The sequence below is a fragment of the Aureimonas sp. Leaf427 genome (assembly GCF_001425485.1).
Lineage (GTDB): Bacteria > Pseudomonadota > Alphaproteobacteria > Rhizobiales > Rhizobiaceae > Plantimonas.
In genome coordinates this window covers 1-12169 of record NZ_LMQW01000011.1, presented here as the reverse complement: position 1 = coordinate 12169, position 12169 = coordinate 1, and the positions used below count along the sequence as shown (strand labels likewise).

Sequence of the window (12169 nt, the reverse complement as noted above, 5' to 3'; positions counted from 1 at the left end):
TCGATCATGGCCGGGAAAAGGCTTAGCGTCCTCCCCGTCGCGAGCCGCCCGCCGGACGGGATTTCGCCGCGACGCGAAGCGCTTCGGCTCCTTGTTTGGAAATGTTGCAGATATCGGGCTTTCGTGGTTTTAAGCATCGCAGGCGCCGGATATCATGGGCGTCGCCCGTGTCGGGGTCGGCTGTCGCATCCAGCGTGGATCGAGCCGGCTTCAGGGGACGCGACGGGGAGAGCATTTGGTGAAGAGATCCATCATCGCAGCATCGGCTCTCGCCGCCGGTCTCGGCGTCGCGCGGGCCCAGGAGGAGCTGCATCCGGGGCAGCCGCATCCGTGGCAGATCAATCTGCAGGAGGCGCTGTCGCCGATCGAGGCGCAGATCCACTGGTTCTCGAACTACACGCTCGCCTTCATCATCCCGATCACGATCTTCGTGGCCGCGCTGCTCGCCTATTGCGCCTACCGCTTCAATGCGACGCGCAACCCGACGCCCTCGCGCACCAGCCACAACACGGCGATCGAAGTCGTCTGGACCGTGGCGCCGGTCGTGATTCTCCTCTTCCTCGCCATTCCGTCCTTCCAGCTTCTCACCGCCCAGTACAATCCGCCGACCCCGCCGGAGCTGACGATCAAGGCGACCGGCTACCAGTGGTACTGGGGCTACGAGTACCAGCCGGGCGCGACCGATCCCGCCGCCGCCGGTTCCGGCGTCGCGCCGGCCGTTTCGGCCGAGGCCTCGCAGTCGACCGAAGCCACGCCGGCCGCCGAGCCGGTCTCCTTCGAGTCCTACATGCTGCAGGAAGGCGATCGTCCGGGCTCCGGCAAGGAGGACATGGCGACCTATCCGCGGCTCCTGACCGTCGACAACGAGATGGTCGTTCCCGTGAACACCGTCATCCGCATCCTCGCGACCTCGGGCGACGTCATCCACTCCTTCGCCATTCCCTCGATGGGCGTGAAGGTCGATGCCGTGCCCGGCCGCAACAACGAATATTGGTTCGAGGCGACGCGCGAGGGCATGTTCTACGGCCAGTGCTCGGAGCTCTGCGGCCGCGACCACGCCTTCATGCCGATCGGCGTGCGCGTCGTGTCGAAGGAGCAGTTCGCGACGTGGCTGGCCGCCGCCGGTAGCGACGTCGGCACCGCCAACAAGGATCTGACCGCTTCGATCGACGCCGCCGCCGGGCGCGTCGCCGTGGCCGTCAGCCAGTAATCTCGGGTCCAGAGGAGCACGATATGGCCACCGGAGCCGTTCACGATACGCATGATGCGCACGACCACCGCCCCACGGGCTGGGCGCGCTGGGTCTATTCGACCAACCACAAGGACATCGGCACGCTCTACCTGATCTTCGCGATCATGGCGGGCGTGTTCGGCGGCGGCCTGTCGGTCGCCATCCGCATGGAGCTCCAGTCGCCGGGCCTCCAGATCTTCGGCGATCCCGCGATCTTCAACGTCTTCACGACCGGCCACGGCCTGATCATGATCTTCTTCATGGTCATGCCGGCGCTCATCGGCGGCTTCGCCAACTGGATGGTGCCGATCATGATCGGCGCGCCGGACATGGCCTTCCCGCGCCTGAACAACATCTCGTTCTGGCTGCTCGTCCCCGCCTTCCTCCTGCTCCTGCTCTCGATGTTCGTCGAAGGCGCGCCCGGCTCGAACGGCGCAGGCACCGGCTGGACCATGTATCCGCCGCTCTCGACCACGGGCCATCCCGGCCCCGCCGTCGATCTCGCGATCTTCGCGCTGCACATCGCCGGCGCTTCCTCGATCCTCGGCGCGATCAACTTCATCACGACGATCCTCAACATGCGCGCCCCCGGCATGACGCTGCACAAGATGCCGCTCTTCGCCTGGTCGGTGCTCGTGACCGCCTTCCTTCTCCTCCTCTCGCTGCCCGTGCTCGCCGGCGCCATCACCATGATGCTGACCGACCGCAACTTCGGCACGACCTTCTTCTCGCCTTCGGGCGGCGGCGATCCGATCCTCTACCAGCACCTCTTCTGGTTCTTCGGACACCCGGAGGTCTACATCCTGATCCTGCCGGCCTTCGGCATCGTCAGCCACGTGATCTCGACCTTCTCGCGCAAGCCCGTCTTCGGCTATCTCGGCATGGCCTATGCCATGGTCGCGATCGGCGTCGTCGGCTTCGTCGTGTGGGCCCACCACATGTACACGACGGGCATCTCGCTCAACACGCAGCGCTACTTCGTCTTCGCGACGATGGTCATCGCCATCCCGACCGGCATCAAGATCTTCTCGTGGATCGCGACGATGTGGGGCGGCTCGATCACCTTCAAGACGCCGATGTACTGGGCGATCGGCTTCATCTTCCTCTTCACGGTCGGCGGCGTCACGGGCGTCAAGCTCGCCAATGCCGGCATGGACCGCGTGCTGCACGACACCTACTACGTCGTCGCGCACTTCCACTACGTGCTCTCGCTCGGCGCGGTCTTCGCGATCTTCGCCGGCTGGTATTACTGGTTCCCGAAAATGTCGGGCTACATGTACAACGAGACGATCGGCAAGACGCATTTCTGGCTCACCTTCGTCGGCGTGAACCTCGTCTTCTTCCCGCAGCACTTCCTCGGCGCCGCCGGCATGCCCCGTCGCTATGCCGACTATCCCGACGCCTTCGCGGGCTGGAACTTCGTCTCCTCGATGGGCTCCTACATTTCGGGCTTCGCCGTTCTCGTCTTCCTCTTCGGCGTCTGGGAGGCCTTCGCCAAGAAGCGCCTGGCCGGCAACAACCCCTGGGGCGAGGGCGCGACGACGCTGGAGTGGCAGCTGTCCTCCCCGCCGCCGTTCCACCAGTGGGAACAGCTCCCCCGCGTTCGCTAAGGCGGATTCGAGACTTCGCTTCAGGCATGGCCCCGCTTCGACCGGGGCCATGCCATTCCGAACTGGACCGCCGGTCCCCGCTTCGATCCACGGCCTGCGGGCCCGATCGCCCGCGGGGGAGGCGATGCCCGAGGTGATGACGTGACGATCGCAATCGACCATCTCGACGGAGCCGAAGGCGTCGCGCGCAGCGGCATCAGCCTTGCGGAGCCGCGCGACTTCCTGGCGCTCCTGAAGCCCCGCGTCATGTCGCTGGTCGTCCTGACCGCCATCACCGGCCTGATGATGGCGCCGGGCCCGATCGACGTCTCGCTCGGCGTCGTCGCGATCCTCGCCATCGCGCTCGGCGCCGGCGCCTCCGGCGCGCTGAACATGTGGTGGGACGCCGACATCGACGCGATCATGACGCGCACGGCCCAGCGGCCGGTGCCCGCCGGCCGCATCGAGGCGCGCACGGCGCTGGCCTTCGGCCTCGCGCTCTCCGGCCTGTCCGTCATGGTGCTGGGGCTTGCCTCCAACTGGTTCGCGGCCGGGCTCCTCGCCTTCACGATCTTCTTTTATGCCGTCGTCTACACGATGGGCCTCAAGCGCTCGACGCCGCAGAACATCGTCATCGGCGGCGCTGCCGGTGCCTTTCCGCCGATGATCGGCTGGGCGGCCGTGACCGGCGGCGTGTCGGTCGAGAGCATCGTCCTCTTCCTCCTCATCTTCCTCTGGACGCCGCCGCATTTCTGGGCGCTCTCGCTGTTCAAGATGAAGGATTACGGCCGCGCCGGCATTCCGATGCTGCCGAACGTCGCGGGCGAGGCGGCGACGCGCTTCCAGATCCTGCTTTATTCGCTGATCCTCGTTCCCGTCGGCATCGCGCCCTTCGCGCTCGGCTTCGGCGGCCTCGTCTACGGCGTCGCGAGCGTCGGTCTCGGCGCCTGGTTCGTGTGGCTCGCCATCGGCGCCTACCGCATGGCCGATGCCGATCCGAAGATGCTGCCGGCCAAGCGGCTCTTCGCCTTCTCGATTGTCTATCTCTTCGCGCTCTTCGCGATTCTCCTCGGCGAGGCGATCGTCGCCCGTGCCGGGCTCGTCTGAGGTGGCTCCGATGAAGGACGATTTCGTCACCCTCACCAAGGCCGAAGAGAGCGCCCGGCGCCGGCGCTCCGTCGCCATCGGCGTCTTTCTGGTCGCGCTCGTCGTGCTCTTCTACGTCGTGACGATCGCCAAGATGGGCTCGCCGACGTGAGCGCCGCCGAACCTCGCAAGAGCCGCCAGGGCCTGACCATCGCGGTCGCCTGCGGCGCCTTCGCCTTCGGAATGCTCGGCGCCTCCTATGCCGCGGTGCCGCTCTACCAGATGTTCTGCCAGGCCACGGGCTATGGCGGCACGACGCAGCGCGCCGAGGCCGCGTCCGAGCATGTCGTGGACAGCGAAGTGCTCGTGCGCTTCGATGCCAATGCCTCGAAGAGCGTGCCCTGGGCGTTCCAGCCGGTGGAGCGCGAGATCAAGGTCAAGCTCGGCGAGACGCGCCAGACGAGCTACCGGGTCGTCAACCGCTCGGACAAGCCGGTGACGGCGCAGGCGACCTACAACGTCACGCCGGAGGCGGCGGGCGTCTTCTTCAACAAGATCGCCTGTTTCTGCTTCACCGAGCAGACGCTGCAGCCGGGCGAGTCGAAGGACATGCCGGTCATCTTCTACGTCGACCCGAAGATGCTGGATTCGGAGGACATGAAGGGATCGCCCGCGATCACCCTGTCCTACACGTTCTTCCCGGTCGAGGGAGCCGAACCCGTCGCGGCGGTGCCCGCGACACCGGCCGCCGGGCCGGCGACGAACAAACTCTAAGGGCGCCCGTCCGCCGTCTTTCGGGACGAGGCGGGATGGATGGGCTGGTAAAGCATGCTGCCGGCTTCGTATAAGACGATGACGGGCACGGAACGACCGGGGACTTCTGACATGGCCGACACGCACGGCAAGCAGCACGACTACCACATCATCGACCCGAGCCCGTGGCCGTTCCTCGCCTCGCTCGGCGCCTTCATCATGATGTTCGGCGCGGTGGCCTGGATGCGGCTCCATTCCGAGCAGCAGTTCCTGTTCGCGGGCGTCGATCTCGCCACGCCGTGGATCTTCTTCATCGGTCTGGCGCTGGTTCTCTACGTCATGTTCGCCTGGTGGTCGGACACGATCAAGGAAGGCCAGGAGGGCGCGCACACGCCGGTCGTGTCCATGCATCTGCGCTACGGCATGATCATGTTCATCGCCTCCGAGGTGATGTTCTTCGTGGCGTGGTTCTGGGCCTTCTTCGATGCGAGCCTCTTTCCGGGTGAAGCCATCCAGGCCGCGCGGACCCAGGTTCTCGGTGGCCAGTGGCCCCCGGTCGGCATCGAGGTTCTCGATCCGCTGCACCTGCCGCTCTTCAACACCGTGACGCTGCTCCTCTCCGGCACGACCGTCACCTGGGCGCACCACGCGCTTCTGCACGACGACCGCAAGGGGCTGATCACCGGTCTTGCGCTGACCTGCGTTCTCGGCGCGATCTTCTCCTACGTTCAGTACTACGAATACGCCCACGCGCCCTTCGCCTTCGCCGGCTCGATCTACGGCTCGACCTTCTTCATGGCGACGGGCTTCCACGGCTTCCACGTTCTGGTCGGCACGATCTTCCTGATCGTCTGCCTGATCCGCGCCGTGAAGGGCCAGTTCACCTCCAAGAAGCATTTCGGCTTCGAGGCGGCCGCGTGGTACTGGCACTTCGTCGACGTGGTCTGGCTCTTCCTCTTCTTCGCCATCTACATCTGGGGAAGCTGGGGCGGCACGATCCACGCGGAGTGATCCGTTCGGGGTGATCGCCCGGCGCGGGATCGCGCCGAGCCTCACCGGCGCAGCAAAGCCCGCGCATCGAGACGATCGGGGCTCCCGTCCCGCAGAGACCGGAGGCGGCGCGCAAGCGACCGCCTCTTCTCGTTTCCGCCATCCCGTCGTTCGAACTCCTGTTGAGGACAGCCGGCATGCACGATGACACCGCGTTCCACGCCCCGGTCGATGCCGGCCAGATGGCGATGCGCAACCGTTGTCCGCGCTGCGGCGAGGGGCGGCTCTTCAAGGGCTTCCTCTCGGTCCGGCCGGCCTGCACCAATTGCGGCCTCGACTACACGTTCATCGATTCCGGCGACGGTCCCGCCGTCTTCGTCATCCTGATCATCAGCTTCGTCGTGGTCGGGCTCGCGCTCTACACGGAGGTGACGTGGAACCCGCCGCTCTGGGTCCATTTCCTCCTCTGGATACCGCTTGCCCTCGTGCTTTGCCTGCCGCTTCTGCGCGTCCTGAAAGGGCTGATGATCGGGCTGCAATATCGCAATAGCGCGTCCCAGGGACGGCTTTCCACGGATGACGATGCCGAGCGCTGAGGCCCCCGGCGGGACCGTTCCTGCCGCCATCGGACGGCGCATCGGGCGCGGCGGGTTCATCGCGGCGGTCGTCCTCTGCCTCGCCGGCATCGCGATCCTGCTCGGTCTCGGCACATGGCAGGTCGAGCGGCTCGGCTGGAAGACCGCGCTGATCGCGACGATCGACGCGCGCGTCCATTCCGAGCCGCTGCCGCTGGCGGAGGTCGAGCGCGTCTTCGCCGAGACCGGCGACGTCGACTACATGCCGGTTCGCCTGACCGGGCGGTTCTTGCACACCGACGAGCGGCATTTCCTCTCGACCTTCGAGGGGCAGGCGGGCTGGAACGTCTACACGCCGCTGCGTCTGGCGGATGGGCGCACGGTCTTCGTCAATCGCGGCTTCGTGCCCTACGACCGCAAGGCGCCGGAGAGCCGCGCGGCCGGGCAGGCGCAGGGCGAGGTCGAGATTGCCGGCATCGCGCGCAACGGCGAGACGGCGCGGCCAAGTTCCTTCATTCCGGACAACGACCCGGTGAAGAACGTCTTCTTCTGGAAGAGCCTGCCGGATCTCGCGCGGGCACTGCCTTCCGCCGATGTCGCGGGCCTTCTGCCCTTTCTGGTCGATGCGGGGCCGGGCGCCTCGTCCAGCGACGGGCCGGTGGGCGGAACGACGGTGGTCGACATTCCGAACAGCCATCTCGAATATGCCATCACCTGGTACGGGCTGGCTCTGGTCCTCGCCGTCATGCTGGTGCTTCTGGTGGTCGGGCGGCTTCGCAAGGGCTCGGCGGCATGAGGCCGCTTCAGCCTTGACAGGGGGCGGTGCCATGCCTTCATTCGCGCCGATCCCCGGCCGCCCAGCGGCTCCGGTCTTTCAACGGGACAGCGCATCGATGCCGACCTCGCCAAAGCCCCGCCTGACCCTTCGGCTCTGCGAGCCGCGAGGCTTCTGCGCGGGCGTCGACCGCGCCATCCAGATCGTCGTGCTCGCGATCAAGAAATACGGCGCGCCGGTCTATGTGCGCCACGAGATCGTGCACAACCGCTATGTGGTGCAGGGCCTGGAGACGCTCGGCGCGGTCTTCGTGCGCGAGGTGTCAGACGTGCCGGCGGACGGCCAGCCGGTGGTCTTCTCCGCCCATGGCGTGCCGAAATCCGTTCCGGCGGAGGCCGCAGGGCGCGATCTTCTCTATCTCGACGCGACCTGTCCGCTCGTCTCCAAGGTGCACAAGCAGGCCATGCTGCACGTCAAGCGCGGCCGCCACGTTCTCCTTATCGGTCACAAGGGGCATCCCGAGGTCATCGGCACGATGGGCCAGCTGGAGCCGGGCACGGTCTCGCTGATCGAGAGCGAGGCGGACGTCGCCGCGTTCGAGCCGGCCGATCCGGCGGCGCTCGGCTATGTCACGCAGACGACCCTTTCGGTGGACGACACGGCGGGCGTGATCGCCGCGCTGGAAGCGAAGTTCCCGGAGCTCCAGGCGCCCTCGTCGGATTCCATCTGCTATGCGACGACCAACCGGCAGGATGCGGTGAAGGCGGCGGCGCCGGGGACGGACATGTTCCTGATCGTCGGCGCGCCGAACTCCTCCAACTCGATGCGCCTCGTCGAGGTCGCGACGCGGGCCGGCGCGCTCGCCTCCGCGCTCGTGCAGCGCGCGACGGATATTCCCTGGGGGCTCATCGGCGAGGGCGCGACGCTCTCCATGTCCGCCGGGGCCTCCGCGCCCGAGATCGTCATCGACGAGATCATCGACGCGCTGCGCGCCCGCTACGACGTTCGCATCGAGCTGGTGCGCACCGCGATCGAGACCGAGAACTTCCCCGTCATGCGCACGCTCCGCGACACGCCGCTGGAGGCCGCCGACATGGCCTTCGTTCATGGCGACCGCGCCGGCCCCGTCCTGTCCGGAGAGGCGTGAGATGGCCGTCTATACCGACGTCACGGAGCCGCAGCTGGCGGCGTTTCTCGGCGCCTACGATCTCGGCGCGCTGCTGAGCTACAAGGGCATCGCCGAAGGGGTGGAGAACTCCAACTTCCTACTGCGCACCGAGGCCGGCACCTTCATCCTGACGCTCTACGAGAAGCGGGTGAACCGGGACGATCTGCCCTTCTTCATCGGGCTGATGGAGCATCTGGCCGAGCGCGGCCTCTCCTGCCCGCTGCCCGTCAACGCGCGGAACGGCGAGCGGCTGGGCGAGCTGGCGGGACGTCCGGCGGCGATCTTCACCTTTCTCGAAGGCATGTGGACGCGCCGGCCGGGCGTTTCCGAGTGTCGGGCCGTCGGGGCCGAGATGGCGCGGATGCACGTCGCGGCCTCCGACTTTCCCCTCGTGCGGCCGAACGCCCTGACCGTCGACGCCTGGCGCCCGCTGGCCGAGGCCTGCGGCGAGGGCGCCGACCGGATCGAGCCGGGCCTTGCCGCGGAGATCGCCCGCGAGATCGACGTGCTCGAAGCGTCCTGGCCTTCGGGCCTGCCGACGGGCGTCATCCATGCCGATCTCTTCGCCGACAACGTGTTCTTCCTCGGCGGCAAGCTGTCCGGGCTCATCGACTTCTACTTCGCCTGCAACGACATTCTCGCCTACGACCTCGCCATCTGCCTCTGCGCCTGGTGCTTCGAGCAGGACGGCGCGTTCAACGTGACCAAGGGCCGGGCGATGATCGAGGGCTATCGCGAGATGCGCCCGCTCTCGGCGAAGGAGATCGCGGCGCTGCCCATGCTGGCGCGCGGCGCGGCGATGCGCTTCCTCCTGACGCGGCTCTACGACTGGCTGAACGTGCCGGACGACAGCTTCGTCACCAAGAAGGACCCGCGCGAATATCTGCGCAAGCTCCGCTTCCATCGCGGCGTTACGAGCGCCGCCGACTACGGCATCGAGAGAGCACCGGCATGAGCGACACCGAGATGGGCGACATCGACATCGGCGAGAGCGGTGGGAGCAAGCGCGTCGAGATCTATACCGACGGCGCCTGCTCGGGAAATCCCGGCCCGGGCGGCTGGGGCGCGATCCTCAACTATGCGGGCACGCGTAAGGAGCTGTCCGGCGGCGAGGCCATGACGACCAACAATCGCATGGAGCTTCTGGCCGCGATCGAGTCGCTCGGATCGCTGAAGCGCCCGATGCCGGTCGATCTGCACTCGGACTCGCAATATCTGCGCGACGGCATCACCAAGTGGATCCACGGCTGGAAGCGCAATGGCTGGCGCACCGCCGACAAGAAGCCGGTGAAGAATGCCGAGCTCTGGCAGGCGCTGGACGCGGCCCGCACGGTGCACGACGTGACGTTTCACTGGGTGAAGGGCCATGCGGGCCACGAGCTGAACGAGCGGGCGGACGAGCTCGCGCGAACGGGCATGGCGCCGTTCAAGGCCGGCGGGAAGGCGGGCGGCGCCAAACCTGCGGCGCCGAAGATGCTGCACGGGATCGTGCAGAAGGCGCGGTAGGACCGGGCGTCCTGAGTAGCGCAGGTTTCTGGTTCCGGGGCGCTTGTGGGCGGCTCGGAGTCACTTTCGGGGGGGTAGCGGGAGGCACCCCCCTCTGGCCTGCCGGCCATCTCCCCCGCAAGGAGGGAGATCGGCAGTTTCGGGGGCAGGGTGCCTCCTGCCGCTTGAGAGGCGCCGAGATCTACAGCTGTTCGAGAAGCGCGGTGGCCGAGGAGGTTTCGGCCTGACCGGGCGACTCCTCGATGTTTAGGGCCTTCACGACGCCGTCTTCCACGATCATCGAGTAGCGCTTGGAGCGCACGCCGAGGCCGGCGACGGAGAGATCGACGTCGAGGCCGATCGCCTTGGCGAAGTCCGCATTGCCGTCGGAGAGGAAGAGGATCTTGCCTTCCGCGCCCGTCGATTTCGCCCAGGCCGCCATGACGAAGATATCGTTCACCGCGACGACGGCGACCGTGTCGACGCCCTTGGCGAGGATCGCCTCGTAATTGTCGAGGAAGCCCGGCAGGTGGTTCATCGAGCAGGTGGGCGTGAAGGCGCCGGGCACGGCGAAGAGGACGACCTTCTTGCCGCCGAAGATCTCGGCCGTGGAGAGATCGCTCGGACCGTCGCTCGTCTTGGTCTTCAGCGTGGCGTTCGGAATGCTGTCGCCGATCTTGATGGTCATGTCCGTCGATCCCCTCGTGAAAGCTCCGGCGGCTCGTCGAGCCGGCGGCTGGTGAAAAGATAGATGGGACCGGATCGCTGTCGAGGTTGGCGGGTGCCTATCTCGGGGCCGAGACGGGAATATTCTCCGCCCGGAAGGCGTGGGCGCCGAGCGAGAGCACGGCATCGACCCCCGGCGGCGGCGCTTCTCCCGCCGCTTTCGGGCGGCCGAGAACCGGAACGGTGAAGGTGAGCCGCCGCCCGTCGCGCTTCGGTGCACCCGGCGCGCCGAAGAACCAGCCGGCGGGACCGGCGAGGAAGAGGTCGGTTTCCGACGACGGCCGATCGCTCGGTGCGGCCGCATCCACCTCGATGGCGCCGCCGCCCTCGCCGAGCCGGGCGGACTGGATGCCGACCTCGCCCGTGCTCGGCTCCGGCAGCGCCTCGAAGGCATAGGCGACGAGCCGCGCATCCGCCGGCCTGATCGCGGCGATGTCGAGCGTCAGGCGCGCGGACGCGGGAATGCAGATGTCGCGGCAGAGGCCGAGCGTCAGGGAAAGATCGATCGTCGCGGGCTTTCCTGCTTCGGGCGCGTCTGACCGGCGCAGCGTCAGGGCGACGGCGAAGGGCTGCGAATAGACGTTCGAGGCGCCGTAGGGCTCGCTCAGGCGATGCGGCAGGGGAAACTGCGCGTCGAGATGCTGGAGATCGGCGCCGGCGTAGAGATCGAGGCGCGGCGGAATGCCGGCGTCGCCGGGGTCGAGCCAATAGGTCTTCCAGCCGGGTTCGAGATCGACGAGCAGGGCGGCGCGGACGACGCCGTCCGCCGACGGGGGCTCGGCGACGAGCCGGAGGCCGGCGCCCTCCATCGACACCGCGGCGTCGGCGAGCGCCCCTTGGGCCTGTCCGAAAAGGGCGAGACAGGCGGCGAGGAGCGGGGCGGCGATCCGCCTGCCGAAGCCCGCGCCGCGTCCGGAATGACGCAGTCGGCCGAAAAGACGTGGTCCGGCCATGCAAGCGCTTGATCCCATGGCCGGGCTCGTGGCCCAATCGTCGCAGATACCGGGTGCGGAAAGGTGGGTGACCGTCTTGGGCATGCTTCCTATCTGATCGTCATGGATGACACGAAGGAAAGAGATATGCCGATGGAGCCGACCTCGCTCGAAGGCCATTTCCTCATCGCCATGCCGGGCATGGTGGACGAGCGCTTTCAGCGGAGCGTCGTCTATGTCTGCGCCCATTCGCCAAGCGGCGCGATGGGCTTCATCATCAACAAGAAGCAACCGATCTCCTTTCCCGCCCTTTTGACGCAGCTCGGCATCGTCGGCAACGAGGAGGAGATCCGCCTTCCGGACAAGGGCCGGGAGATCAAGGTCTGCATGGGCGGGCCGGTCGAGCGCGGGCGCGGCTTCGTGCTCCATTCCGACGACTACGATTCGGAATCGACCGTGTCCGTCGCCGACGAAGTGTCGCTGACGCCGACACTCGACATTTTGAAGGCCATCTCCGCCGGCATCGGCCCGAAGGCGGCCATGATGGCGCTCGGCTATGCCGGATGGAGCGCCGGGCAGCTCGAGGCCGAGATCGCCGCCAATGGCTGGCTGACCTGCCGGGCCGATGTCGGCATCATCTTCGATCCCGTGCTCGAGGAGGCCTATGGACGGGCGCTCGGCCTGCTCGGCGTCGATCCGATCTTCCTCAATGCCGAGGCCGGCCACGCCTGACATGGACATTCGGCGCCGCCGTCCGATGCTCTAGGCCGGATCGACATTCAGCCCAACCAGAGCATGGCGCCGGCCAAGTGGACGAAGCCTTTGAAGTGGATGGTGCGGCGGTCGTAACGAGTAGCGA

At 67.1% G+C, this 12169-nt stretch carries 14 protein-coding genes; 12 read left to right on the top strand and 2 right to left on the bottom strand.

The window, feature by feature from the left end:
• Positions 1-238 precede the first annotated feature (238 nt).
• The 11 genes from coxB to rnhA all read left to right on the top strand — a co-directional run bounded on the left by coxB (position 239) and on the right by rnhA (position 9673).
• The gene (gene coxB / locus ASG62_RS08015) at positions 239-1210 is read left to right on the top strand and encodes a cytochrome c oxidase subunit II (protein WP_056695034.1); all 972 of its coding nucleotides are present in this window, start codon (positions 239-241) and stop codon (positions 1208-1210) included.
• A 23-nt stretch (positions 1211-1233) separates the two neighbouring features.
• Positions 1234-2841 carry a cytochrome c oxidase subunit I gene (gene ctaD / locus ASG62_RS08010; RefSeq protein ID WP_056694880.1) on the top strand — a complete coding sequence of 536 codons (1608 nt, stop codon included), beginning with the start codon at positions 1234-1236 and terminating at the stop codon, positions 2839-2841.
• A 141-nt stretch (positions 2842-2982) separates the two neighbouring features.
• Positions 2983-3927, top strand: coding sequence for a heme o synthase (locus ASG62_RS08005; RefSeq protein WP_056694883.1), 945 nt, complete (start codon positions 2983-2985; stop codon positions 3925-3927).
• A gap of 10 nt (positions 3928-3937) precedes the next feature.
• Positions 3938-4078, top strand: a complete 141-nt coding sequence (locus tag ASG62_RS08000) for a hypothetical protein (protein WP_056694885.1) — start codon at positions 3938-3940, stop codon at positions 4076-4078.
• Positions 4075-4680 (top strand): cytochrome c oxidase assembly protein, encoded by a 606-nt coding sequence (locus tag ASG62_RS07995; RefSeq protein WP_056694887.1) that lies wholly within the window; start codon positions 4075-4077, stop codon positions 4678-4680. The genes ASG62_RS08000 and ASG62_RS07995 overlap by 4 nt, the downstream gene beginning before the upstream one ends.
• Positions 4681-4791: 111 nt before the next feature.
• Entirely contained in the window at positions 4792-5670 is an 879-nt protein-coding gene (locus ASG62_RS07990; RefSeq protein WP_056694889.1) for a cytochrome c oxidase subunit 3, read from the top strand.
• 176 nt (positions 5671-5846) lie between these two features.
• The gene (locus ASG62_RS07985; protein ID WP_056694891.1) at positions 5847-6245 is read left to right on the top strand and encodes a DUF983 domain-containing protein; all 399 of its coding nucleotides are present in this window, start codon (positions 5847-5849) and stop codon (positions 6243-6245) included.
• Entirely contained in the window at positions 6232-7020 is a 789-nt protein-coding gene (locus ASG62_RS07980) for an SURF1 family protein (protein ID WP_156382026.1), read from the top strand. Before ASG62_RS07985 ends, ASG62_RS07980 begins: the two co-directional genes overlap by 14 nt.
• A 97-nt stretch (positions 7021-7117) precedes the next feature.
• On the top strand, positions 7118-8146 hold the full coding sequence (gene ispH, locus ASG62_RS07975) for a 4-hydroxy-3-methylbut-2-enyl diphosphate reductase (RefSeq protein ID WP_056694894.1): 1029 nt from the start codon (positions 7118-7120) through the stop codon (positions 8144-8146).
• Between the two features lies 1 nt (position 8147).
• Entirely contained in the window at positions 8148-9122 is a 975-nt protein-coding gene (locus ASG62_RS07970; protein WP_056694896.1) for a homoserine kinase, read from the top strand.
• Positions 9119-9673: a ribonuclease HI gene (gene rnhA, locus ASG62_RS07965; protein WP_244487576.1), complete on the top strand. Its 555-nt coding sequence runs from the start codon at positions 9119-9121 to the stop codon at positions 9671-9673. Before ASG62_RS07970 ends, rnhA begins: the two co-directional genes overlap by 4 nt.
• A 181-nt stretch (positions 9674-9854) precedes the next feature.
• On the opposite strand, the gene ASG62_RS07960 is transcribed toward rnhA, so the two are convergent.
• Both ASG62_RS07960 and ASG62_RS07955 read right to left on the bottom strand, forming a co-directional pair.
• Complete coding sequence (locus tag ASG62_RS07960) at positions 9855-10340, bottom strand: peroxiredoxin (RefSeq protein WP_056694899.1); 486 nt, start codon at positions 10338-10340, stop codon at positions 9855-9857.
• Between the two features lie 97 nt (positions 10341-10437).
• On the bottom strand, positions 10438-11331 hold the full coding sequence (locus ASG62_RS07955; RefSeq protein WP_056694900.1) for a protein-disulfide reductase DsbD domain-containing protein: 894 nt from the start codon (positions 11329-11331) through the stop codon (positions 10438-10440).
• Positions 11332-11433: 102 nt separating this feature from the next.
• On the opposite strand from ASG62_RS07955, the gene ASG62_RS07950 reads away from it, so the two are divergent.
• On the top strand, positions 11434-12042 hold the full coding sequence (locus ASG62_RS07950) for a YqgE/AlgH family protein (RefSeq protein WP_082537214.1): 609 nt from the start codon (positions 11434-11436) through the stop codon (positions 12040-12042).
• Positions 12043-12169 lie beyond the last annotated feature (127 nt).